The sequence below is a fragment of the Sinomicrobium kalidii genome (assembly GCF_021183825.1).
GTDB classification, from domain to species: Bacteria; Bacteroidota; Bacteroidia; order Flavobacteriales; family Flavobacteriaceae; genus Sinomicrobium; species Sinomicrobium kalidii.
The window spans coordinates 5,030,245-5,053,938 of sequence record NZ_CP089211.1; the positions used below are offsets into that span (position 1 = coordinate 5,030,245).

Here is a 23,694-nt window from a genome sequence, read left to right on the forward strand (position 1 = left end):
TTATATTTCTTTCTGAAACCCCATCACATCCAGTACCTTACCGAATTTTTCCCCTACGTTCTTAAAGCGTGCACACCGGGTATAACCACATTTTTTGAATAGTGCAATGCTGCCCTCGTTGTCCCCGGTAATAATTCCGAGAAGGTTTTTGAGACCATTTTGTCTTGCCTTTTGTTCCAGGTAGTCCAGCGCTGTTTTGCCGATGCCCTTTTTATTGAATTCCGGTTTCAGGTAGATGGTAACTTCGGCAGTACGGTTATAGGCCTGTCTTTTTTTGTACGGGGTGAGAAAACAGTAGCCTGCGAGATCACCATCTGCATAAATAAGATATGATGCATAGCGGGGGTGACCGGTGTAAATGAACTCCTTAAGTTCATCCGTTTGAACAGGTTCCGTATGAAAAGTTGCGGTGGAATTTTTAATATACCAGTCGTAAATTTCTTTTACTTTATGTAAATGTTTTTCCTGGAGTTCTTCGAATGTAATATTCATTTTGTGCCGAATAAGGTTAACAACCCCCAAATATAAGAACAGGATCAGTTTTCAAACGAAACGAATACTTCCTTTTATTGGTTTCGGGTTGTGGTTTTCCATGTCATGGGCTTTGTTTTACCATAATGGGGTCCACAAAGCAGGCGCAAAGGTACATAGAGCGCCGTATGGAAATTAACAGAATGGCTCAGAAAAATTATTCGCGTATCGGCGGGCAAACAGACTTTCGGTCCGTTACAAACCTCCGGACTACAAGTCCGGAGTAATTTAGTTGGGCTTATCGGGATGCTTTTCCTTCTTTATTAAAGAATGTTCCGTTTCCGGATGAGATCACCTGAAATATATAATAAACAGCGGGAGCGGTTTCCCATGCTGTTTTATATCGTGGAGTACCGAATCTACGCGCTGTATGCTATTTCGGGGTTATGTTGCGGAAACAAAAATATCGATCTCGGCATTGTCCCAGTCATTGCTGCGGGAATCGTAGATTTCAAAATCGTATGTACAGGCCCGTTTCATGTCCGATTCCCAGATGTCTTTCCAGGCATAGGCAATACAGTCGGGCATTTTTCCTTTGGCTGTTATCTTGTTATAATCCTGTGCGGGAATCCCGATACTGTCCAGACCTTCCGGTACCGGTGTCCCCGGGGTTACCTTACATCCGATAAAATAGGAAAAGGGTGCGGTGTGATCTCCTTCATAACCGAAATAAACAGCATAGATTTCGTCCGAAAGCCTGCCCGGGATCTTCTCCGGAATGCCTTCCTGTTGAAATTTTTGCCATAAGGCGCCGCAATCAATGCCCGATTGCCCGTTTTTATTGGTTGTCTTTCTGGGCAGTTTAATTCCGATCAATCTGAATTCGGGGAGTCTGATCGTGCTCATGTATTTGTTTTTTATAATTCCCTGTTCAATTCGCTGCGTGATAGGTGAGGAGTACCACTCCCGACGAGGAGGCCCTGGTGGTGTCCAGTTTTAGCCGGATCTTTTCATTAATGTCCTTGAAAAGCGGTTTCCCTTTCCCCAGGATCACGGGGTGAACGGCCAGGCGGAACACATCTACCAACCCTGAATTGACAAGGGAAGTAATGAGACTTCCTCCCCCGTAAAGCCAGATATCTCCTTTGATCTCCCGTTTCAGGCCCGATACTTTTTTCTCGATGTCCGAACTGATGAAAACGGCGTCCGTATCATCGCCCTTTATTGTAGTGGAAAATACAAATTTTTGTTTGCTGTGCAATAGTGCATAGGCTTCCCTGAGTTTTGCGCCTGCATTTTCGCCCGGGCGGTAATTTCCCCATGCTTCATAACTCTTTCTGCCGTAAAAAACAGCGTCCACTCCTTCGAGAATTTCAAAAAGAATATCGCCGAAATCGGTTTTGTCATCTTTTACGAGCCAGTCTATTTCCCCGTCAGGGCCTTCTATAAAACCATCGAGGGTTACGGCAAGGTCCAATATTATTTTTCCCATATCACAATTTTTCGTTATGGTTTTTTGTAGTGCTCCAGTGTACTCTTATACCGTTAATATTGTTTTTCTTTGACGAAACACCGGGCAATACGGAAAAACCGTTCTTTTCATAGAATCCGATGGGCGACCTGTATTTTTCGCCGTTTTCCTTCAATTCCTCACTGTTGTCCACAACCCACCCGTTCAGTTCGCTGTTCCGCTCCTTGGCGAGTGTGAGTAAACGGGACCCCAATCCCTTGCCTTGCTGATCGGGATTCAGGAGCATGGCAAAACACCTTTCTTCATCACGGACAAAATCGATAAGCCATCCTTTTACGGAACCGTTTTCATCCAGGAGTAACAGGTGGCGCTTGTCTGCAAGCGAGTCGAGGTAGTCTTCAAAGGCTTTTACATCTGCGAGCGAGAGGTCTTTGGGATATTCCCGGTTCCAGAGGTCAAGGATTTCCTGTTTCTGTCTTTGGGTCAAAGCCTTTTTTTCTGCAAATTCCATATTGTTTCCTGTTGTAGAGATCTTTATCCGTCTTTTGACAATATAATTCCTTTTTTTATAGTGTCCAATTATTTTTTCCTTTCTGAAGCGGGAACTAAAAACAAGGACCCCGTGCCGGGGGTAAAATCAATTAGTGCCGTAGACTTTACGAGGTTCACTCCTGGCCGGGAAGCTGCGATTCGTCCATATACGCTATTTCCCATTGATGTCCGTCCAGGTCGGCAAAGCTGTGCTGGTACATCCAGCCGTGGTCCTGCGGGTCGGCATAGATATGTCCGCCGAGCGACTTTGCCTTGTTTACCATCTCTTGAATTTCGTCTTTGGATGCGGCATCGAGGGCGATCAACACTTCGGTGGCCTTTTTTGCATCGCAGATTTCCTTCTGGGTAAATGTGCGGAAATAATCTTCGGTGAGCAACATGGCATATATGCTGTCGCTGATTACCATACAGCCGGCCTTGTCATCAGTAAATTGCGGATTGAATGAAAATCCGAGTCCTTTGAAAAATTCCATAGACCTGTTTAAGTCTTTTACAGGCAGATTGACAAAAATTTTTGAAGCCATTTTTTCGGGTTTTAAGGGTTATACAGTTACAAAAGTGTGATTATTAGATATTAAAGTCTTTTACATTTGTTGAGAAGTCGCAATTTTATTTATTGGCAAAGAAAATCCTGCTCAGTTGAGTAGGGGTGATCCCGAGGTATGCGGCGATCTGGTATTTTTTAAGGCGTTTCACCAGTTGCGGGTATTTTTCCAGGAACTGGTCATACCTGATCTTCGCGGTATCATACCGATACGAAATTTCGTAGGGCTCTTTGTCGATAACCCAGTGCGTTTCCATGTAGCGGATGTAAAAACCGGCTATATCCCGGTATTTTTCCACCAGTTTTTTAAACGCGCCGAAATCGTATTCCAGTACCACGGCATCTTCCAGTACCGCGACGGTAAACTCACTTTCGGATTGTGTAAGGGTGGCGGGTATTGATCCGGCTATTCTTCCTTCGGGGAAAAAGTGTTTAATAATGGTGTCGCCGTTTTCCGCAATGTAATTTTGAGATAAAAGCCCCTTAACTACAAATGCGACCTTTCTCGGTATTTGCCCTATGCGGATAAAATCGTCCCCTTTGTTATAGGTCTTTTCGGCCAGCAGTTTTCTCCACGCCTGTTCTGCTTCTTCGCTGAGGGCTGCATATGTCCGTATTTTCTGGAAGAATGGTGTTGTGTTCATGTTGTGACGGGTGCTATCGTGCCGGACCGGAAAATGCAAACTACGCTGCTTTTTAGCTCAGCGCATCCAAAAAGCCGTTTATAACCTCCTGGGGATATTGGGTGATGGTAATTGCCATGAATGCTATTAAAGCCCGGGCGAAGAACTGTCCCCGGGAATCTTTTTGTGCGTTTTTTTCAGGCATGTCTTAAAATTTTATATTCATCATAAGGGCAACTTTTTTAATCGAAACCCATGTTATATTAAGGCTAAAGGGAATATAAATATAAAAAAGATTTAACGAATTCGTATTGCGGACACTTATTTTTACGGCATTCCATTTTTTAAATGTTTTGTGTGCACGGGATATGGCAGGTGTGTGTTTTTCTCCTTGTGTTTGGTTGCATTCCGTTGGATATAGGTTGTTTTTGGTGACCGGGGAGAAGCGGGGAGAGGGCGGTTATCTGCAAAACGCCTTCCTGGCTTCCTGAAGGCTGCCCACAAAGTTGATCCTTCCCGTTTTATTGCTCTCATAAATAAAGTCTCCCAGGCTTTTGCCCCGTATGTTTTCAAAATTGCCCACAATGGCCAGTTTTGCATTGTAGGTGGAGAACTTTTGGAGTATTTCCCCGGCTATCCCGGTTTTCAGTTCAAAAAATCCCGGGACAAGGTGTTTTTGTTGTATAATGATATTTTCGGCACCCTGATAGATACTGTTCATCATAATATCTACCGCATCCTGTGCGTCCCTGATCTCCACCTGCTCGGAGATAAGCTCTGCGATGGAAACACCGTCTGTTTTTGTGATATTGATTTGCATTGTTGTGGTTTGATAAGTGGGTTATAACTGCTTTTTCAGTTTATTTAAATATTCTTTTATAACGGCCGTCTTGTCCTTTACGATCTTTTTTCCGAGTTCCCTGCGCGGACAGTCGGGATTGTACTTTGCTCCCCAATCCATAAGCTCAATGATAACGGGAAGGAGATCGACTCCTTTTTCCGTAAGACTGTAAATAAATTTGGATTTGTTGGCCGGCGATACTTCCCTGGTTAAAATACCTTCGTTTTCGAGCAGGTTCAACCTGTTGGCAAGGATGTTGGTGGAAATCCGCTCTTCTGACCCCAGGAATTCACTGTACGACATTTTTCCGCGGAGCATAATGTCGCGGAGAATGAGCAATGACCATTTGTCCCCGAAAATATCGAGGGAACAGCTTATAGGACAATTGGATCTGAACTTTTTCATAGCGATTTATTTGCAAAAGAACTTGCGTTTTGCAATAACTTTGTATATTTGTTATTGTATTTTACAAGTACAAAAATAATCATTACCGGAACGCAAAGATTAAAATATGGAAAATTCAGCAATTACAAAACAGCTTTTGGAAACGTATTACAGGGGCTTTGCCCGGAAGGAAGGATGGGAAGGGGTGATTGCAGACGATTTTAAGTTTATTGGCGGTGATATGACCCATACCGACGAGCCTGTAGTTGGTAAAGCGGCTTATGTTGAGGTAATTAACCGGTTTTCGCGTGTGTTTCAGCGTATGCATGTCAAGGAAATGACCATAGACGGGCCGAACGCCTGTGTTATCGGGAATTATGACTATCTGTTCCCCAACGGGAAACGCATGAACGGGGACGTGGCGGAAATCTGGAAAGTGAAAGACGGGAAACTCGACTCACTGCGGATATTTTTCGACACTCTGACTTTTGATAAAAACACACCCTGATAAAATTTCATTATACAAAATATGGCCTACAGTGAACAATTAGCAACCCGGATAAGACAGGCACTTGCTCATCTTCCGGACGTGGAAGAAAAGAAAATGTTTGGGGGGATAGCTTTTATGGTCAATGATAAAATGTGCCTTACCGTGAGCAAAAATAAAATGATGTGCCGTATTGACCCGGAGATCCACGATACTGTTCTGGAAAAGGGAGGATGCGAAACGGTAATCATGAAAGGGCGGGAGTACCGGGGGTATGTCGATGTCGGTGAAGACAGCCTCGGGACCGAAGCGGTCTTTAATTACTGGGTAAACCTGGCCCTTGACTTTAACAAAAGGGCAAAACCATCACGTAAAAGGAAAAAATGATCGAAATGTGTATTGATTGGTCTCAGTTTAGGGTGTCAAACCCTGCTCCCGATAATAATCGGGATTATTGCAGTACTTTAGTAGTGCGAAAAAATTATAATCCCGGTTATTGAGTTATGAAGTTATTGAGTTATTTAGTCAACACACAATAACTCAATAACTCAATCCACCTAATAACTTGGTGATTTTATTGCTTTCTAAAAAGGGGGGCTTTTAGTCCCCGGCAAAGAAAACCGCTGCACCTTTCAGTGCGGAGTGATTTAGTCCGGGAATGCGGGAAGAGGGAAACCGCACTGCCGGCGCTTACCGGAAAATAAAAGCACTAATGCTTTCCTTTTGAGAATTTTTCCCGGTTAAACTCCCCTGACTTTCCCTTTGGGATGGTGAGGCTTTTCCAGTGTGCTCCTTTCAGCATCTTGGCTATAAAAACGATCTGGCCTATGTGATAGGCATAATGAGCCATTTGCCTGTTTATGGCATCCATAATGGTGTGGGCTTCGTTCCGGATGTACACCGGGGTATTAAAATTGTTTTTATCGACGGAATTTACGGCTTTGAACACGCATTCCCATCCGTCTTCCCATTTTTCCTGCAGTTCTTCCCCGGTGCGTATTACACTTTCAAATTCCATGTCCCGCTTACGCCAGGTCTTTTCCCCGTCTGAAGTTAAGAAATCGGTCCATCGGGATTTCATGTTGCCCCATAAATGATTGACGATAATGGTAATAGAATTGCTTTCGGCATTGTATTGCCAGAGCAGTTCCTTTTCGGTGAGCTGGTCAAAGGTTTTATCGCCGAGCTTTTTATAGTAGGCCAGTTGTTTTTTTACGCTTTCCAGGTAATTTTCTTCCGTCGTTTTCATGTCGTGGGAATTGATTGCAGATTACCATATAAAGGGGATCAGTTTACGGGTTCGTTGCCGGTACTCCGTGTACACCTCGCCAAACAGTTCCGTAAGTAACACTTCTTCCTTGTTTATTTTTGTAAGCAGACCGATGGTATACAGGCCGGTAACCAAAATCCCGGCAATACCTCCCATAACCAGGCAGGTTCCTGTAAGTGCCGTAATAAACCCGGTATAAATAGGGTGCCTTACAAACCGGTAAGGCCCGCTTACAATGAGTTTGTGGTCTTTTTTGGCAGTGATGCCGCCACTCCAGTTCATCCCCAGGAGAAACCGGGACCATATGGATATAAAAACCCCCGCAATACAACATATAAGCCCTATGGTTTGAACTACATGGCTTTGCGGGATAATAACTTTTGCCATTCCCCCGGTAAAGAACAGAGGGGAGTACAAAGCCAGGAATATAATGACAAAGCCCAGAAAACCCGAGATTTTTTGAGCTGTTGTACGCGGATTAATATTTTCTTTTGTTCTGTTGCGCTGCCATAGCCATGTCATGGAAAATAAAAACCAGCAAACTAAGGTAGCATAGGCCTGTGGACTTATCTGGGTGTTCAATGTGTTTTCAGGGTTGGTTAATAAGGTAAAAGTACAACTATTTTTTAGTAAATGGTATATTGTTTCCTTGTGTACGCAAAGTCAACAGGTTATGGTAAACAATGAGATTATGCTTTAATTATCGGGGGATTCGGTTATTTTAACAATGCTGATAAACTTAATATCTCACGGACCTGATCGCCTAATACTTCACTACCGCGGATCATAACTTTTCGTGCAACTCAAGTACTGTGATAAAATGCAGGTTATTCAATCCCCGACCGGGGGCAATAAGGTTTTCGTTTTGTTTTCAGGTGTTATCCCGTAACTCTTTTCTCCGATGCTGTTTTAGTGTTTACTTTGTGCGATTCCTTTTTTCCAGGCATCGATTATCTCATCCACAGGTCTTGTAAGCAGGCTTTCGTTAACGGCAAATTTTACAATTCCGTCTTTGTCCGGACTTCTCAACCAAATATTGTGTTCTCCAGATAAATACCCGGCCAGTTCCCCGAACCGGATTTTTTTATCCGTAGTTAAATTGTAGATGTTTGTTCCGTTGGTGAGTCCGGTTATGGTTATGCCATTTATGTTGTTCAATCCGGTGACCAGCTTTTTTGCTGTACTCACTACCCGGTTCCATCGTTCTTCTATGCCGTCCAGGTAATAGTGTGCCACAGCAGTACTGTACCAGCTTTGGTAAACCGTTCCGCCGTAAATTTTAATCTGGTGGGCCATTTGGTCTATGATCCCGGCATTTCCGCACAGTACGACGCCTCCTGCGGCATTGAGGTATTTGTATAAGGATATGTAAACCGTGTCAAAACAAGAGGCATATTCGGCTACGGAAACACGGGTATATGCCGAGGCTATATGTAGCCGCGCCCCGTCTAAGTGCAGTTTATATCCGTTATCCCTGCAATAGGCCGCTATTTCCTTAATGGTTTCCAGGGGAATGGCGGTCCCGTCTGCGCGTCTTACGGGATTTTCTATGACTACGGTACCGAGCCCGCTTTTAAACACTTCGTTCTCGTCGAGGTATTTTATGGTTTCTTCGAGGTCATTGCGGTGAAACCAGGGTTTGCCCTTACCCACGGGCACTAATCTTTTGCCGTGAACACTTTGTGCCGCATCGGCTTCGTCGCGGAAGACATGAGAGTTTTCGGGAACAATGACTTTTGTACGGTCTTCGCTCAGGAGTTTTATGGCTATTTGATTGGCCATGGTTCCCGTAGGCAGGTAAATGGCCTTTTCTTTTCCCGTAAGCCTTGCAAATTCCGTTTCCAGGGCTTCTGTGGCCCCGCCGTTGCCGTAAAAATCGCGTGCAAGGGGTGCTGTTTTATTAATCTCACCAGGTTTGTCCAGATAGCTTTGCGGCGAAAGGGCAAGTCCGTCGTAAATGAAGTTGACGGGGGGCTGTTCCCTGTTGTTTTCCTGTTGCAACCCTGTAGCCGAAAGCGCATGCATGCCGGTAGCCGGAAGCAGTAAGGGCACTGAAGAAAGCCCCCATTTTTTAAGAAAATCCCTTCTCCCGGCAGCTGTGTTTGTTTTTTTCATGTGTTGGTATCCAAATGTTATTCCGGTGTATTTTCCTTACCAGGATAATTGCTTTTGGTGTCCCGGACAACAAATTTTTTATACTTTTGCCCGTATGCAGATGACTGTAATGCTATAGTACCCCTCTTTCAGCTTTGTTCCGAAGCTATATCCCCCACACCGGGGGCACGGGCTTTTTGTGCCCGTATTTTTCTGTAAATCATATATTCATTTGTAAACTGCGGGCAACCTTAACGGGATGCTGATGTGGTTTGTTTAATTTATATCAATATGTCAGACATTATAAAAAATATCGATACAGAAGCATTTATACAGAACGGTTATGTTCGCATAGACCATGCCTTTTCCGAAACGGTGGCCGGGGCGGCACGTGACATTTTGTGGAACGATATTCCTTTTGACCGGGCCGACCCGGAAAGCTGGACGGAACCTGTGATCCGCCTGGGCATGTATACAGAGCAACCTTTTATCGATGCGGTGAACAGTCCGGCTTTGTACAGGGTATTTGACCGATTGGTCGGAGAAGGGAAGTGGATGCCCTGCCGCAGCATGGGAACATTCCCCGTGCGTTTCCCTTCCAACAAGGCGCCCGACGATACCGGGAAACACGTGGATGCCAGTTTTCCGGGGAAAGATCCTTCCAATTTCCCGGAATGGCGTATCAACGTACGTTCGCGGGGGCGCGGGCTGTTGATGCTGCTTTTATTTTCGGATGTAACCGGGGCGGATGCCCCGACCCTTCTTTGGAAAGGTTCGCACCTGGATGTGGCACGCTTACTCGATAAAGAGGGCGAAGAAGGGCTTTCGTTTATGGAACTGGCCGGTAAGCTGGATACGTTGCCCGAACGTGAAAAAGCATTAGCTACAGGCAGGGCGGGCACTATTTACCTGTGTCACCCTTTCCTGGTGCATGCGGCGCAGGCACACCGGGGCACTACACCCAGGTTTTTGGCACAACCGCCATTGTTGTTGCGTGATGCGCTTACCATAAGTGGTCCGGATGCCGGATATTCACCTGTTGAGGCAGCCATACGGCAGGCTTTGGCCGGTGAACGTTAAACTTTTGTGTGTTTTGCTGTTTTCGACGCCGGTAAAGGCTCCTCCAGGGGAGCCTTTTTTACAGGTTTTCCGTATGATTGGTGTAGTATTGGATTGTTTGAACTTTTCTTTTTACGGGAACAGGATAAAACACTCATTTTATGTGTTGTTTTGCATTGACATGACCATTTTTCTGCACGTTGTCTTGTCCCATGCAATTACCTGTACTCCGGTGGAATAGTGGCTCCTGTCCGGTGTACCTTCCAGGAGCCGGGAAAATCGCGGGTAACGGATATGGATTTTTTCCCAGTCTATTTTGTAGGTGGGCCATTCTGCATGATGGATTTCAAATTCGTTTATTGCAGTTGCTGTGTCCTGGAACAGGGCATATCTTTCCGTCAGCCATTTATCCAGGGGCGTTTTGTCTGTTATCTGCGAATTTATTTTATAGTCAAGTTCCAGCGTATCCCCGGATTTTTCGTTTACGGAGCTGTAATGGCCTTTTTTCCGGTTCATTTCGGAATACCTGTAGGGGAGTTCAGATAATTTTCGGGCTACGAGGCAGGAAACTCTGGTTCCGCCTTCTATGCTCAGGAAATAGACCCCGGTTTTATTGTTTCGTTTTACATAGGTCCGGATGTTTATTTCATCAAAGTCCGAAACAGGGGGGAAGGCAGGAAGGTTCCTGGGCCGTATCTTCTGCATGGTAAAAGCTACAACAGACACCCAGGCATTGCCTTTATACAGATCGATCTCGAGTTCGGGCGGAACAAATCTCCGGAGTTCTTCCGGGGTTACCTGCCAGTGCAGGAACAGGGCGTTGTTCCACTCCTGGTAATATTTCCAGTCTCCCGAAGGAAGTTCCCACGGTCTGTGTGTTGTTGTTTCCAGTATTTCTCTGATGCGCATAGGTAAAGGTATAATGGCTATGGAGGAGCACTGATTTTGCTCCGGAATCGGGGAAACGGATGGTTTTTCCCGTAATATAATGCGTGGGTAAATCCGTTTTACATTAAATGTTTTTCAGGTTTTTTACGGTGAATTCGTTTTCCGTATTCCCGGTGTTCAGGGTAGTCGCCGGTTCAAAGAGCAGTACTTTGACTTCGCCGATAGCTTTGGGTTTGTGGTTGGTTTTTCGGGGAATAATGACGAATTCCCCGGGATGTATTTCCAGGGTTTCATTGTCCAGTTCCATGAGTAACGTGCCCTCAATGACCAGAAACATTTCGTCTTCGTTCTCATGCCGGTGCATGACGAATTCGTCCTTGAACTTTGCCACTTTTACCAGTTGGTCATTGAGTTCTCCTACGATCTTAGGGTTCCAGTAGTCCCGGAACTGATTGAATTTATCGTTTAGATTGACTTTTTTGACGGGCATACGCTGCTTTTATCTGCAAAATTACCATTTCAAATCTGAAAATGCCATTTTTAGTCGATATCCATGGATTATGAGGTTATTGGGATAATGAGTTACTAAGTTATTCGGATAACCCGGGGAAATCTGATGGCCTCATCCACTTGCTAACCGGATACCTGAAAAGTAATTCTATTGCCTGCAAAAGCCTGTGGACTTTAAATCTATGGTGGTTGGGTTATTTTTTGAAAAATATCCGGGGAAGCGCTTATAGTCTGGTTAAAACCCCGATACCAATGCCCCAGTAATCCATTTTAAAGCCCGATTTGTCAATCAGTTTGGTCAGTCCTTTATTGTAGTCGGCAAGTAAGCGGATGGCGAACCTGGGATTGATCTCATATTCGATGCCTCCGCCCAGTTTTAATCCCAGTGTATAGGAATTGTCAATGGTTTCTTCTTTATAAGCGTCATTAACGACGCCTTTTTTTAAGGCAAACAGGTTGTTTACCCCTATTTCGACATAGGGTTTCCATTGTTCCGGAAGCACGTAATACCTTAATGTTGCGGGAACTTCAATAAACCGTAATTCAATGGTTTGCGGCTGTGGAAGAACTAGAAATTCGCAAACGGCACAATAATATGTTCCGGTAAAATCCTTATTCGAATAATATACGGCGGTATTGAGTGTTATCTTTTTTTTCAGGTCATATTCGACATTCAATCCCACACGGTAGTTGGTTTTATTATAGTCTGCGCCATACCCGGTATGTTCGGTAAATGCAAAGCTTTCGGAACTGAGGTTGTTATCCAAAGCAGCTGTTATGCCTACCCTGAACCTTTCCGGATTGCTTTGCGCACTCACTTGAAGGATAATACCAAACAAAAGTATAAGGGTGATCTTATAGGGCATAAATCGATATGCAATATTTATTATTGTTTTCATGGATTCAGAGTTTGGTGGTTATGTGGTTTTCGTTCGTTGTGTATTTTAAATAAAAATACTATTTTTACAGCATTAGGATCTCTTTATAAATATTAGTTCCAGACAGAGGCCCGAAGGCTTCTTTACAGACCCGATCAGTCTTTCCGAAATGATCGGGTATAGTTATTTAGTATCTAATTTTATAAAGAGTAAATCATGAAAAACATAAAAATAGCCGTCATTGGCGGCACAGGTAAATCGGGAAAATACCTTACCGAACAATTAATTGACCGGGGTTTTCAGCTTAAATTGCTTCTCAGAAACCCTCAAAATTTAAAAATCAGGCATCCAAATATAGAAATTGTGGCAGGAAACGTAGTCAATTATGCTGCTGTTCTTCAATTAATAAAAGATTGTGATGCTGTTATAAGTACATTAGGATTGGGTATTCCTGCCAGTGAACCTACCATATTCAGCCAATCAACTACAAATGTTATAAAGGTGATGCAGGTATTAAACCTGCATCGCTATATTGTAACTACGGGACTTAACGTAGATACTCCTTTTGACCATAAGGGAACGAAAACAACTTATGGGACAGCGTGGATGAAAGAGATGTTTCCTGTTTCAACTGCGGATAAACAAAAGGAATATGAAATTTTGATTGCCAGTACTTTGGATTGGACATTGGTTCGTCTTCCGTTAATAAGGCAAACTAAAGAAAGTGATAAAACAGAGGTTAGCCTGACGGATTGTCCCGGCGACAGCATAAGTGCTACGGACCTGGCCACTTTTCTTATCCGTCAACTGGATTGTGAAAGTTTTATCAGGGAAGCTCCGTTTATAGCCAATATTTAAGTTTTTAATTCATAACCGGTGCGCCTGAAATTGCGCACTGGTTATAAAAACCAGGATTTTATCGAATTACTGATTTATACCGCGATGGGTAGCTACGGTCATTCCCCAGACTATAACGCAAGACAGAAAGATGCCGATGGCATTGGCCCAGAAAGCCTGGCGGTATGGCATCCTGAACAGGTACGAAGCAATGGTGCCTGCATATACTCCTGTTCCGGGGATGGGCAGCATTACAAATATCAGGATTCCCCAAAAGCCGAATTTAGTGATGTTGGAACCTGCCCTTATCTTAATCCTCCGGGCGACTTTAACGGCACACTTTTTATAAAATTTCCACTTTAACAGATACTTGTTTAAATGGTCTAAGAAGAATGTCATTATGGGATAGACCAGTATATTGGCCGAAAGGCAGACAATAAACGTAATATAGATATTTACATTGTTAAAAATAGCATATGGAATTCCAACTTTTGCCTCTCCAAAAGGGGAAATGCTCCATAAAGCGGCGATCAGGATTTCTGCTATCACAGTATTTTTTTGCAAAAATAGGCATTAAAAATAGCCGGATGTTACGGGCGGTACGATTTATACGTTATTTAACATTTCCGGGACCGTTTTATAGTTACCCAACCCCGAAAAGGGGATACTGTATATCAGGTAACAACACAAAAAAGCGGGGATTATTATTTTTTTAATTTAAAAAGTTCAAATGCATTGGCTTTGGGCTTATATCCTACTTTTTCTTTGGCTTCCGTAATGTCCAGTCTTTTGTATCGGTTATCTGAAATGGCATTTAATATCTCGTACTGTATGTTTTCGGCCGCTATACAGCTTGTTAACAGTTGGTTGAAATCATCCGGGTGCAAAAAAGCGCTAAGGTCCCTGGCATTCATCTCCGTAAAATCGGACGGGAATTCATAGGCTCCTATTCTCAGGCAGATTACCGATATATCGTTACGGTATGCGTGATATGCCGTAAGTGCCTCGCCGAAACACTTGGATACTCCATAAAGGTTTCCGGGCCTTACGGGCATGTTTTTGTTTATTTGAATGTCTTTGGCATAACCTTCTATGGTTTGTGCACTGCTTGCCAATATAAACCTCCTGCAACGCTGCTTAATGGCGGCATTTAATATGTTCTTTGTATTTATCATGTTGGTGTGCAAAACCTGTTCGAACGTTGCATCCGGATCGGGCACTCCTGCCAGGTGAACTACGGTATCCATATCTTCACAGGCCTTTTCGTACGTTTGCTCATCGGCAAGATCTCCTTTAACTATTTCTACATTTTCGGGGAAAACGGAATTTTCTGCCTTTATGTCCATCGCCCTGAAGTGATAATCGCGATGATGGTTTTGAATAAAGTACCTTCCTATTTTTCCAAAACCTCCTGTTATCAGGATATTTTTCATGTATAGCTGTTTTTAAGGTTTAAAGGTATATAAAATTGCCATTCCCCCGGTTTGTCGGGAAATGGCAATTCTTATAACGTCTTTTAGGCCTCAAAAGTCCTGTCCAGTCCAAAACACTCACCCAATGGTGTAGTGCTTTTAAGGATTTTAGTGAGGTAATAAAGCGAATAGGCCATTTCATCGCCCTGTTTGTGGTGCTCGTGGGTTGGCGATGAGTTGAATGGCGTGGGCTACATAGTAACGCAGGAGGGCAAGCGTTTCATAGCTGTCTACCAGCAGTTCTACATAGGTTTCGCCGTTCGGGTTGGTTTTAAGCGTGTCTTTGTACGCTTCGAAATCTAAGGTTTTCATAAATCTTTGAATTTTAGGAATATGAAAACCCGTATGGTTTAGGTGTCCTACGCTTCAAAGAAGGCGTTGCGGTTGTTTCCAATACCGCCACCATACCGTACGGGCAAATCGTGTTCTATTAGTCATAATCTTTGAATTTAAGGAATTGTAAAGGTACGGAATTTTCAGGGGTTTTGGTAGGGAGGGGGAGTTTTTGTGGTGTTTTGGGGTGTTGTTGATGGGAGGTATTGTTTTTTTGCTTTGGTTTGGGTTGACACGGGCCTGGAGGCTCGCGCCGGTTAGAGATGCTGTCAGTTATAAACTGGCAGCATCCAAGGATCACGGACAAAATTCTATTTATTTTCATTGTGATATAAATCCAGAAACCTATTCATAAAGTATTTTTTTTCCTTTATGGTTCGGATTCTGTAATTAATATAAAATGCTACGATAAGGATGGATATTATTCCGGAAAAAATCCAATTTCCCTTTATCAATAAAGCAATAAAAACAATGAAAAAAATTAAAGACAAAGCTTTACAGGCTATATTTACAGGTGGTTTGAATCCGGCTTTTATTTCAAACCTCTTTTCATCATTAAGTATTCCGTAAACTCTGTAGTTGTTAGGAAAATTGGGGCGTTGTAATTCAAATTTTTTAAGTCCTATACTCCCTTTATAAAACCTATTGGAAATTAGTTTGTTGAGGACATCAATTGATCTGTTATTTTTAGGGATTTTCTATGTCATTTAATGCTTACTATAAGGAAGAACCATTAATTATAAGGAATAAATTCACTACCATATTTTATGGCTATTTTATTGTCATCGTTTAAATTAATAAATGTGAAACTGCAATGTTTGTTTAATATATGGACCTCTTGCGATCTATTTATTTTAATGCTCAATTGATTTAAGGTTGAAAGTTTTCCGAGTTCAACATCTTTGGCAAATCCAAGGGGTTTATCCGTAGTTATTTTGCGGGAAAACATTTTTTTGCCATTTCTAAATACTTCCACATAATCATTATCGAAACCATCTTCAAAAAGCAAAACGGCAATATCTTTTTTATTTTTATCACATTTGTTTTCTTCTATAAAGACTTCATAATCTTGAATACTATTCAACTTATTTTGTTGATTCAAGATAGTATTTTTCTTTTTAAGTTTGTTTGAATTACTACACGACCAAAAAGTAGTAATAGACATAATTATTAGGATAATATTGTACACTGCATTTTTATTTTTTACGGGCCGTTGTAAACGCTTTTGAGATGGCATTCGTTGTAAACGGACGCCAGTTCGCCATTCATTGGCGGAAACATTCCGCTTTCCGCTTGTTTGTATTACTCATGAATTATTGTACCTCCGTTTCGGTTAGTTCGGTTAGTATTTCTCTTAATTTTTCGGGCTTGACATTTCGGGCTATAATTTTACCTTTCCTGTCCTGTAAAACATTATAGGGTATGGTTGTAAGCCGGTATTTTTCACCTGTTTTATTCAAAGAATCTATGACCTGTATCCATTTGAGTTTATCTTCCTGTATGGCAGTTTTCCACTTGTCCGGACTTTTATCTATGGAAACTCCCAGTATTTCAAAACCATCCTTATGAAAAGTACTATAAACTTTGCTTAGTTCCGGATTTGTTTTCCTGCATGGACTACACCACGAGGCCCAAAATTCATATAACACATAGTTGCCTCGCAGCGAATCACTATCTACTAATTTTCCTTCGGGATTTGGGAGTTCGATCTTTGGCGGAGTTTTTCCAATGTTTAATATTTTTCTTCTTTCAATGATATTCCGAATGTATCTTAAATCCTTTTTGTCCTGGTAAGTTGTATCCATTTGCTCAAGCAGATATTGCATCTGTTCACTTTTTAAATACCCGTAAAAATTGCTTAGGGAAGCCAGTTTTTGACCGCTTAATACAGATTGAGGATTGGTTTTTATAAATTTGGAAAGGTTATCGTAGAGTATGGCTTCCCTTATGCTGTCATTTTCTTCCTGAGCAAAGGTATCCTCCATTTTGGCTTCGAAATCTTCCTTTAGTTTTTGACTGGTGGAACCGCTGATACTATCCATGTCCAATCCTTTTATATCTGATCCGTTATATTGGAATATGTCGTATTTTAATGAAATATCTATAGTACTGTTTTCAAGCATAAAAGAAGCTACGGTCATACTTTCTCCTGATGTTGGGGACCCGGGAAGTAAAGTGGCCTCAAGTGGTTGTGAAACTTTTCCTTTAAACCGGAAAGAGGCGTCTTCCACAAGGGTGCTGTCTAAGATATCATTATAGTCTAAATAAATATACCCTTCATAGTTGTCACTAATATCCCCGGTAATCAAAAAACCGGGGTCTTCTTTGTTTTCCTGACATGCAAAAAGAACAGGGAGAAGAATTATTAAAGCAGGTTTTAGAACTGTTGGTCTCATGGCGATGTATTTTGTATATTTTAAGGAAAAGAGCGCTGCCAATTGTTGTAAAATGAAGGAACAGCCTCATTTTCTACAACAATATACTCCCTTTCCCTATAACATCCAACATTTTCCCTTACTTAACTAAAACACCAAAAGCCCTATGCCGGCGCGAGCCTCCAGGCTCGTGCCATTTTCCAATTAACATTAAGTATTACATCATCCCCAACCACAAACCATCACTATCTATTTCCAACACCGTTTCATCTTCCGCATAGTTCCTGGCGCTACTGTATTTCCAATCCTCCGGGTTGGTTACAAAACCTGCTTTTACCGGATTGTTGTGGATATATTCTATTTTTTGCTTGATTACTTTATCGCTCCACAGTTCTATGGGTTTATTGTGTTGTTGCCAGAACTGTCTTTTGGACACATTGCTTCTGGCTTTTCCTGCTTTTTCGAACATTTGTAACATCCATTCCTTTCTGCTTTCCAAAGGATTTTCTTCTATGGCCTTAATCAGTTTTTTCGAAGTAAATCCTTTAAGGTCCCGTAACAATCCGGAAGGATCTTCATTAGCAGAACGAAATACTAAATGCACATGATTTGACATAAAGCAATAAGCAAAGATTTCCATGCCTTTGTTATGCCTGCAATATTGCAGGCTTTCCGCTAAAATGGAATAATAAAGCTGTCGTGTAAAAACATCTATCCAATATACCGTAGCAAAACTTACAAAATATGCTGCTGATTTGTTATGGAATTTGTATTTACGGCTCATTTTTTATGGCATGTGTATGGGTGGGTGTGGTTTTATTGTTTTTATGGTTTGGCACGAGGCACGAGCCTGGAGGCTTGCGCCAGGGAGGTTTTTATATTCTATTTAATATTTCAGACTTTTTGGAGTCAAATTCTTCCTTGCTAATCAAATCATTTTCCAGTAGTTGTTTCAATTTTTTCAGATTTTCCAGCAGATCGTCTTTTTGTTCAGTACTTTCTTTTTTACTCTCATTGGTTTGTACAACAACTCCACCGGCTGCCGCTCTGGCGTTTTCCAACTCTCTTTGTCTTCTGTATTCTGTCATTTCTTCTTCGCGTTCCTGTGCATACCGGTAAAGCAGTCTGGCCTGTGCCTTTGGAAGATATTCCATATAGTGTCTGCGTCTTCTTACAGTTACTGCGGTGAAGGTAGCTCCCATAATGCCTTCTTTTATATGGCAGTCTGCCACATCTTTCCACATAAGATCTTCGAAGTTCATTGAAAGTCCGAAACTCTTGGGCATACAAAAAATGATTCGCCTGTTTGTAAGTGCAATGCAATCGGGCGACATATTTAGCATTGGTTTTTTCTGTACAGCAATGTATTCGATTGTCTCGTTGCGTGTTAATAATTCAGATAATTTTCGAAGCGCCTTTTCAACAGCCTTTGGGTTTTGTTTTTCGTTCAAAAACTTTTTAATATCTTCCATGTTATTATTTTCGATTGATATATTAATTGTTACAAATACTCTTTGCCAGCTATTACTGGCGCTGCTAGTTTACAACGAGAACCAACTTTACAGGCCCCCCGTAATAAACCTTCCTTCATCAATCATTATCATAATACGCCACCACATCCAGAAGCTGTTTTTCAAACTTGTATATATCGTCTATGGATTCAATTTTCTCTTTTATTTCGTTTTTGTCTTCGTCAAACAGGCTGATGTATTTTACGCCGCCGTTCAGGTGAAGTCGGCATATGGGCTTTCGGTTATTGTCGTCCAGTAAAATACCGAAGTACGATTGTGTATCGCGATGAACCACCCGGCTTTTATCTACCTTTCTTCGTAGGATGGCAAGCACTATCTGATAGGCTTCCAGTTCTTCTTCTGTGGTTTCAATTTTGCTTTTGGGTTCCTCTTCGATCTCTTCTTCGGCCTGCTGTTTTTCCTGCTCCTTGTTTAATGCGGAATTCAGCCGGTCGTTTACTTTTTCACTGATAATCTGGTTAAAGGCCTTGTTGACGATCTCGGTGAATTCCTCCATGACCTTGGCCGTTAAACGTCCGCCATAGGCCCTGTTTGCAAATAGTTTTACAAAATCGTGAGAAGAAGCGGCAAGTTCCTGTTCCATCACTGCCTTGATCTCACTGGTATATTTCAGGTTGCTTGCGTTATCGATGATCTTCAGGACATCAAATTTCGACTTGTGGAACTTTTCAATCTCCTTGGCCGTGTTCTCCTTTAGTCTGGTAATATCAAACTCCAGAAATGGCTTTTTGTCCATTTTGTTCGTTTCTTCCAGGTCGGTGTAAAACCTGTAGTTCACCCCGTTGGTCAGGAGGGCGAACCTTGTTTTGGTGACGTGAAAATACCGGAACAGTTGTGAATTGTGTACATCCAGGTTTTGCTTCCAGTGTTTGCATTCAACAATCAGTATGGGATCTCCGTTCTGGAATATGGCATAATCTACTTTTTCCCCTTTCTTAAGCCCTACATCCGCAGTAAATTCGGGGACAACTTCGGTAGGGTTAAAGGTGTCATAGCCCAGGATGTTGATAAAGGGTAAGGTAAAAGCGTGTTTTGTGGATTCTTCGGTGTCAATTCTGTCTTTTAATTGTTCAACCTTGTCGGCAAGTCCTTTTAGTTGGTTGTATAATTCCATGTCTTTTGTGTTTTAGGTGTATAGAATGGACTGGTTTTTACGTGCTTTTCTTTTCAGTATGGCAGCACTTGTTGCCATAGTGCGGAAAACGGATGGTTTCAAATAAATTAGACTGATTACTACATCATATAAATACCCCAGATCTTATTAAAAGTCCCAACATCTTTATAATTTTCTTACAATTACAGCCTCTTGTGAATAAGGGCTGCGCTAATATGAAACAAATTACATACACTTCTTTGCGGGTTCCCGTAATGTGCAGTATACCTCCCAAAAAATCGCCCCGCCATTCACCGTAAAAAGCAAATGGCAGGGCGAAAATCCTGACCGCAAGGGGTATTACATCACCGATCCGGGCACATCAGGTCCTTCTTCCTCTTCGGTTTTGGCGGTATTGGCCGCCCGGACCCTTTCGATCAGCCGGGTCAGTGTGTAGTCCCGCACTTTAATCCTGTCCTGGTAAACGATCTTGCCATCGTGAATGGTATCCCGGATATACCCGAACAGGGCCTCGTATTGCACCTTGTTGTTACGCGTCAGGGCCATGCGCTGGTTGAGGATGCGGTTTTGCTGCTGGTTCAGCGTGTTCATCGCATCGCGGTATTCCAGCAGCTTGTCCGGCGTGTTTTCCGGCATGCCCTGGGCCACGAGGGCCTTTTGGTGTTTGGTAACGAGGTCTTTAAGTGCCGTGATGTTGTACATGGCACCCTCGATGTTCCTCGAAGCCAGTTGCTTCTTGAGCGTAGTAACAAGCGTGGTGTGGAGCGAAGCATTTTTAAAGTAGGCACCCACAAAGCTGAGTTCCTTGTGCAGCTCATTGGCCTTTGCATAGAGGCGGGCCGTGGTGAGCTTCATGCTCTCGGTCTTTTCGCCGGGGTTTTCCAGCTCCTTGACCTTGTCGTTCAGTTCCCGGAACCTGGCCAAATACGCAGGTGTGTATTTGCTGAACCGGGAATACAGTTCTTTCCGGTCGCGTCTTAAAGAGGCGAGCAGAAATTCTGCAACCGTTGTGTACTCCTCATAACGGAGTCTGTTGTTCGCCATAATAAAACAGTTTAGAATTAATAATAGCTTGAAAGTAAGGCATACGGATGTTAAATTTTGTTAAGGTGAAAAACGGCTGTTTTCAGGCCGGAAACCACCCGTTCCGTTGCCGTGCCAGCATACGGGGAGTATGTACCGGAGCGCTGTAACCGTTGGCTTTACGCTACGGGGATCGTACTGGTTTTAGGGGGATGTTAGCTTTACACCGGGGGGAAGGTACTTTTTGCCGGGGTGCGCCTGCTTTAGTGCGGGGAATGCATACTTTGGGGCGGGATATACTTACTGCACACCGGGGGATGCCAGCCTGGCACCGGGGAACGTTTACTTTTTAGGGGGGAGTGCAAACTTTGTACCGGGGCCCGGTTATTTCAGGTTGCGGGATACTAACTTTGGCCCGCATTACGTTTATTTACAAACAATATATACATTTTTTTCGGAAAATCTTTAAAATCCGGCATGGTTTTGTGAGTATTTTAACGCTGTGTTAATTCATTTTGAGATATTTCGTACGTGCTTGCAATATGCCGGAAATCCTGTTGAAAACGCCTGATAACCATCGTAGCGGTAACAAAAACAGGTGAATTCTGTATATCAAAAACCGGATGAAGGACAGTTTGCGGATAGGGTAAAAAGCGGACTTTTGCCGGGTGCCCGGCAGATGTTGCCCCGCGTATGTCCTTACCGGACCCTTAACCTCAAAAACAAGCGTTGCCATGAAAAACCTATTGTGCTTATTCCCTGTATTCTCCTATACGGGCCATATTCTGAAACGACAGGCTTTCCTGCTGTACCTGGTATGCTCGGGGCTTATGGCCGCCGGTTGTGAAAGTGACGACCCGCCCCCTGAAAAAGAGCGTATTGACAGCTTTGTGTATCAACTGACCAACTATCCGGATGGCGAACTGGATGAGTTGGTGGCCGCCCCGCACGACCTGGCCGTGATTGACCTGGCACGCGACGGGGGAGCGGACTATTTTACCCGCGATGAGATTGAAGCATTGCGCAATTCGGGCAAGCGCGTGCTGGCTTATTTCTCCATGGGCACGATTGAAACTTACCGCCCGGAATATGATGCCGTGGCCGAAGCGGGACTACAACTGAACAACTGGGGCGACTGGCCTGACGAATATTTTGTACGGTACTGGGAGCCCGAATGGTGGGAACTCGCTGTTAAGGATCGCGTAGACCAGACCATTGCTGCCGGGTTTGACGGTATTTACCTGGATGTGCCCAATGCCTATGAAGAGATAGCCCTTGACCTGGTGCCGGAAGAAGACCGCGAAAGTCTGGCCCGGAAGATGGTAGAGCAGATCGTGCACATCAGCGCGTATGCCAAAGCAAAATCCCCCGGCTTCTGGATTTTCCCGCAGAACTCTCCTGAACTGCGCCATTACGAAGGTTATACCGAAGCCATTGACGGGCTGGGGGTAGAGGAACTTTTTTTCCTCGATACTGGCACCCCGTGCAGTGCGGACTGGTGTGCCGAAAACCTGGCCAACACACAGGCACTGCACGCTGCAGGGAAACTGATCCTGGCTGTAGATTATGCTGTTAATACCAATAACATAGCGGATGCCTGTGAACGTTATGCGGAATACGGTTTTGCCGGCTATGTAACGGTAGTGGTACTGGACAGGGTAATGCCTACCTGCAGGGAATAAAGCCTACTGACGATGGAGAGATGCGTTGCTACGGAAGCGTAGCTGTCTTTATACCATCCAGGGTTGTCATTTCAGGCGAGTACGTGAAATCCCCGGTGTGGCTTAATGCTACTTTATAAGCTCTTTAAAAGGCTGCCTCTTGAAATGAAGGAGGGCTTTGTGTTGTTTGTATTCTAATCACGTTTTGCCTGAATAACTTAGTAACCAAATAACTCACGAACTCCAAGACTCCCCGACTCCAAAACTTTTTTCTGCCATTAGTTGATTAGTTCTTAGTTGTTTAGTAGGGGAGCTGGATGGTGCAATTTTGTTGTTACTCCCTCATTTGTCCAATCTCCGAATAACTTAGTAACCAAATAACTCACGAACTCCAAGACTCCCCGACTCCAAAACTTTTTTCTGCCATTAGTTGATTAGTTCTTAGTTGTTTAGTAGGGGAGCTGGATGGTGCGATTTTGTTGTAGCCCTCTTATTTGTCCAATCCCCGAATAACTTGGTAACCAAATAACTCAAGAACTCCAAAACTCCCCAACTCCAAAACTGTTACCCGCCTTAAATACGGAAGAACCTTTTAACCTCTCCTGTCCGGGGCCTTGGTATCAGCTTTGGAGGCCGGTTATGAAAAATTGAGGGAGCCGGTGAGGGGTGGGCGAAAAAAATTGGCTATCTTCCCCTGAAAAAACAGGATTATGCACTCCAGGGAATTGCAAGAAACCGAATATCATTCGTATTACAACAACTACATCCTGATGCTGGATGAGACAGCACTGATGGAAGCGTTGAAAACTACGGAAACCGAACTGCTTACTTTTATCAAGAGCCTGCCGGAAGACAGATTACAGTACCGTTATGCGGAAGGGAAGTGGAGCGTTGCGGAAGTGATACAGCATATTATTGATACGGAACGCATATTTACCTACCGCGCCCTGCGCTTTGCCCGCAACGACCGGACCGACCTTCCGGGATATGAACAGGACGACTACGTGCCTTTCTCTGATGCCGACAAGAGGACGAAGGAAGAACTGATGGTGGACTTCAAAGCCACACGACTGAACACGGTTTCGCTGTTTCATACCTTTTCTGATGAAATGCTGAAGCGCTCGGGCACGGCGGATGGCAACCTGATGTCCGTAAGGGCCGCGGGATTTATTATTGCCGGGCACCTGAAGCACCATCTAAAAGTGTTGGAGGAAAGGTACATGTAAATGAAGGGCGGGGCTTTTTATTCATTCGGTTTTGTTTCCCGGAGTGGTT

Annotated in this window: 31 protein-coding genes; 7 read left to right on the plus strand and 24 right to left on the minus strand. The window is 43.4% G+C overall.

Features of this window, described 5'->3' with window-relative positions:
- The 9 genes from LS482_RS20245 to LS482_RS20280 all read right to left on the minus strand — a co-directional run bounded on the left by LS482_RS20245 (nucleotide 1) and on the right by LS482_RS20280 (nucleotide 4,907).
- The gene (locus tag LS482_RS20245; protein ID WP_233029388.1) at nucleotides 1–492 is read right to left on the minus strand and encodes a GNAT family N-acetyltransferase; all 492 of its coding nucleotides are present in this window, start codon (nucleotides 490–492) and stop codon (nucleotides 1–3) included.
- Nucleotides 493–915: 423 nt separating this feature from the next.
- Nucleotides 916–1,377: a GyrI-like domain-containing protein gene (locus LS482_RS20250; protein WP_233029389.1), complete on the minus strand. Its 462-nt coding sequence runs from the start codon at nucleotides 1,375–1,377 to the stop codon at nucleotides 916–918.
- A 25-nt stretch (nucleotides 1,378–1,402) separates the two neighbouring features.
- Entirely contained in the window at nucleotides 1,403–1,963 is a 561-nt protein-coding gene (locus LS482_RS20255) for a dihydrofolate reductase family protein (protein ID WP_233029391.1), read from the minus strand.
- Nucleotide 1,964: 1 nt separating this feature from the next.
- The gene (locus tag LS482_RS20260) at nucleotides 1,965–2,453 is read right to left on the minus strand and encodes a GNAT family N-acetyltransferase (protein ID WP_233029392.1); all 489 of its coding nucleotides are present in this window, start codon (nucleotides 2,451–2,453) and stop codon (nucleotides 1,965–1,967) included.
- Between the two features lie 154 nt (nucleotides 2,454–2,607).
- Nucleotides 2,608–3,018, minus strand: a complete 411-nt coding sequence (locus LS482_RS20265) for a VOC family protein (protein WP_233029393.1) — start codon at nucleotides 3,016–3,018, stop codon at nucleotides 2,608–2,610.
- 85 nt (nucleotides 3,019–3,103) lie between these two features.
- Nucleotides 3,104–3,682: a Crp/Fnr family transcriptional regulator gene (locus LS482_RS20270; RefSeq protein WP_233029394.1), complete on the minus strand. Its 579-nt coding sequence runs from the start codon at nucleotides 3,680–3,682 to the stop codon at nucleotides 3,104–3,106.
- Nucleotides 3,683–3,734: 52 nt separating this feature from the next.
- Complete coding sequence (locus LS482_RS21725) at nucleotides 3,735–3,866, minus strand: hypothetical protein (RefSeq protein ID WP_302849345.1); 132 nt, start codon at nucleotides 3,864–3,866, stop codon at nucleotides 3,735–3,737.
- Nucleotides 3,867–4,121: 255 nt separating this feature from the next.
- Entirely contained in the window at nucleotides 4,122–4,481 is a 360-nt protein-coding gene (locus tag LS482_RS20275; protein ID WP_233029395.1) for a DUF4180 domain-containing protein, read from the minus strand.
- Nucleotides 4,482–4,502: 21 nt separating this feature from the next.
- Nucleotides 4,503–4,907: a winged helix-turn-helix transcriptional regulator gene (locus LS482_RS20280; protein WP_233029396.1), complete on the minus strand. Its 405-nt coding sequence runs from the start codon at nucleotides 4,905–4,907 to the stop codon at nucleotides 4,503–4,505.
- Between the two features lie 106 nt (nucleotides 4,908–5,013).
- Here LS482_RS20280 and LS482_RS20285 point away from each other — a divergent pair, with 106 nt between their 5' ends.
- Both LS482_RS20285 and LS482_RS20290 read left to right on the plus strand, forming a co-directional pair.
- Nucleotides 5,014–5,394, plus strand: coding sequence for a nuclear transport factor 2 family protein (locus LS482_RS20285; protein WP_233029397.1), 381 nt, complete (start codon nucleotides 5,014–5,016; stop codon nucleotides 5,392–5,394).
- Between the two features lie 21 nt (nucleotides 5,395–5,415).
- Nucleotides 5,416–5,760, plus strand: a complete 345-nt coding sequence (locus LS482_RS20290) for a TfoX/Sxy family protein (protein WP_233029398.1) — start codon at nucleotides 5,416–5,418, stop codon at nucleotides 5,758–5,760.
- A 322-nt stretch (nucleotides 5,761–6,082) separates the two neighbouring features.
- Here the strand turns inward: LS482_RS20290 and LS482_RS20295 are convergent, their stop codons facing one another.
- The 3 genes from LS482_RS20295 to LS482_RS20305 form a co-directional block, all read right to left on the minus strand.
- A complete protein-coding gene (locus LS482_RS20295) occupies nucleotides 6,083–6,622 on the minus strand; it encodes a DUF1572 family protein (protein ID WP_233029399.1) in 540 nt (179 codons plus the stop codon).
- 21 nt (nucleotides 6,623–6,643) lie between these two features.
- Nucleotides 6,644–7,225 carry a methyltransferase family protein gene (locus LS482_RS20300; protein WP_233029400.1) on the minus strand — a complete coding sequence of 194 codons (582 nt, stop codon included), beginning with the start codon at nucleotides 7,223–7,225 and terminating at the stop codon, nucleotides 6,644–6,646.
- A 327-nt stretch (nucleotides 7,226–7,552) separates the two neighbouring features.
- On the minus strand, nucleotides 7,553–8,758 hold the full coding sequence (locus tag LS482_RS20305; RefSeq protein ID WP_233029402.1) for a threonine aldolase family protein: 1,206 nt from the start codon (nucleotides 8,756–8,758) through the stop codon (nucleotides 7,553–7,555).
- Between the two features lie 270 nt (nucleotides 8,759–9,028).
- Between LS482_RS20305 and LS482_RS20310 the strand changes: the two genes are divergently transcribed.
- Nucleotides 9,029–9,817, plus strand: a complete 789-nt coding sequence (locus tag LS482_RS20310) for a phytanoyl-CoA dioxygenase family protein (protein ID WP_233029404.1) — start codon at nucleotides 9,029–9,031, stop codon at nucleotides 9,815–9,817.
- Between the two features lie 138 nt (nucleotides 9,818–9,955).
- On the opposite strand, the gene LS482_RS20315 is transcribed toward LS482_RS20310, so the two are convergent.
- The 3 genes from LS482_RS20315 to LS482_RS20325 form a co-directional block, all read right to left on the minus strand.
- Nucleotides 9,956–10,705, minus strand: coding sequence for a YqjF family protein (locus tag LS482_RS20315; protein WP_233029405.1), 750 nt, complete (start codon nucleotides 10,703–10,705; stop codon nucleotides 9,956–9,958).
- Nucleotides 10,706–10,808: 103 nt separating this feature from the next.
- Nucleotides 10,809–11,174, minus strand: coding sequence for a cupin domain-containing protein (locus LS482_RS20320; protein WP_233029407.1), 366 nt, complete (start codon nucleotides 11,172–11,174; stop codon nucleotides 10,809–10,811).
- 244 nt (nucleotides 11,175–11,418) lie between these two features.
- Nucleotides 11,419–12,093, minus strand: a complete 675-nt coding sequence (locus LS482_RS20325) for an outer membrane beta-barrel protein (RefSeq protein ID WP_233029409.1) — start codon at nucleotides 12,091–12,093, stop codon at nucleotides 11,419–11,421.
- A gap of 195 nt (nucleotides 12,094–12,288) precedes the next feature.
- Between LS482_RS20325 and LS482_RS20330 the strand changes: the two genes are divergently transcribed.
- Nucleotides 12,289–12,930, plus strand: a complete 642-nt coding sequence (locus LS482_RS20330) for an NAD(P)-dependent oxidoreductase (protein WP_233029410.1) — start codon at nucleotides 12,289–12,291, stop codon at nucleotides 12,928–12,930.
- 66 nt (nucleotides 12,931–12,996) lie between these two features.
- Here the strand turns inward: LS482_RS20330 and LS482_RS20335 are convergent, their stop codons facing one another.
- From LS482_RS20335 to LS482_RS20345, 3 genes are all read right to left on the minus strand, one after another.
- On the minus strand, nucleotides 12,997–13,458 hold the full coding sequence (locus LS482_RS20335) for a COG2426 family protein (protein ID WP_233029412.1): 462 nt from the start codon (nucleotides 13,456–13,458) through the stop codon (nucleotides 12,997–12,999).
- Nucleotides 13,459–13,613: 155 nt separating this feature from the next.
- Nucleotides 13,614–14,342 carry an NAD-dependent epimerase/dehydratase family protein gene (locus LS482_RS20340; RefSeq protein WP_233029414.1) on the minus strand — a complete coding sequence of 243 codons (729 nt, stop codon included), beginning with the start codon at nucleotides 14,340–14,342 and terminating at the stop codon, nucleotides 13,614–13,616.
- 177 nt (nucleotides 14,343–14,519) lie between these two features.
- Nucleotides 14,520–14,693 (minus strand): hypothetical protein, encoded by a 174-nt coding sequence (locus tag LS482_RS20345; protein ID WP_233029415.1) that lies wholly within the window; start codon nucleotides 14,691–14,693, stop codon nucleotides 14,520–14,522.
- A gap of 435 nt (nucleotides 14,694–15,128) precedes the next feature.
- Here LS482_RS20345 and LS482_RS20350 point away from each other — a divergent pair, with 435 nt between their 5' ends.
- On the plus strand, nucleotides 15,129–15,284 hold the full coding sequence (locus LS482_RS20350) for a hypothetical protein (protein ID WP_233029417.1): 156 nt from the start codon (nucleotides 15,129–15,131) through the stop codon (nucleotides 15,282–15,284).
- A 163-nt stretch (nucleotides 15,285–15,447) separates the two neighbouring features.
- On the opposite strand, the gene LS482_RS20355 is transcribed toward LS482_RS20350, so the two are convergent.
- From LS482_RS20355 to LS482_RS20380, 6 genes are all read right to left on the minus strand, one after another.
- A complete protein-coding gene (locus tag LS482_RS20355; protein WP_233029418.1) occupies nucleotides 15,448–15,879 on the minus strand; it encodes a hypothetical protein in 432 nt (143 codons plus the stop codon).
- Nucleotides 15,880–16,027: 148 nt separating this feature from the next.
- A complete protein-coding gene (locus tag LS482_RS20360) occupies nucleotides 16,028–17,110 on the minus strand; it encodes a TlpA disulfide reductase family protein (RefSeq protein WP_233029419.1) in 1,083 nt (360 codons plus the stop codon).
- Between the two features lie 196 nt (nucleotides 17,111–17,306).
- Complete coding sequence (locus LS482_RS20365) at nucleotides 17,307–17,873, minus strand: REP-associated tyrosine transposase (RefSeq protein ID WP_233029421.1); 567 nt, start codon at nucleotides 17,871–17,873, stop codon at nucleotides 17,307–17,309.
- Between the two features lie 91 nt (nucleotides 17,874–17,964).
- Nucleotides 17,965–18,561, minus strand: coding sequence for a PH domain-containing protein (locus LS482_RS20370; RefSeq protein WP_233029422.1), 597 nt, complete (start codon nucleotides 18,559–18,561; stop codon nucleotides 17,965–17,967).
- 118 nt (nucleotides 18,562–18,679) lie between these two features.
- On the minus strand, nucleotides 18,680–19,735 hold the full coding sequence (locus LS482_RS20375; RefSeq protein WP_233029423.1) for a type I restriction endonuclease: 1,056 nt from the start codon (nucleotides 19,733–19,735) through the stop codon (nucleotides 18,680–18,682).
- 339 nt (nucleotides 19,736–20,074) lie between these two features.
- Entirely contained in the window at nucleotides 20,075–20,779 is a 705-nt protein-coding gene (locus LS482_RS20380; protein WP_233029424.1) for a hypothetical protein, read from the minus strand.
- 713 nt (nucleotides 20,780–21,492) lie between these two features.
- Between LS482_RS20380 and LS482_RS20385 the strand changes: the two genes are divergently transcribed.
- On the plus strand, nucleotides 21,493–22,440 hold the full coding sequence (locus tag LS482_RS20385) for a glycoside hydrolase family 191 protein (protein ID WP_233029425.1): 948 nt from the start codon (nucleotides 21,493–21,495) through the stop codon (nucleotides 22,438–22,440).
- 689 nt (nucleotides 22,441–23,129) lie between these two features.
- Nucleotides 23,130–23,645, plus strand: coding sequence for a DinB family protein (locus tag LS482_RS20390; RefSeq protein ID WP_233029426.1), 516 nt, complete (start codon nucleotides 23,130–23,132; stop codon nucleotides 23,643–23,645).
- Nucleotides 23,646–23,694: the final 49 nt, after the last annotated feature.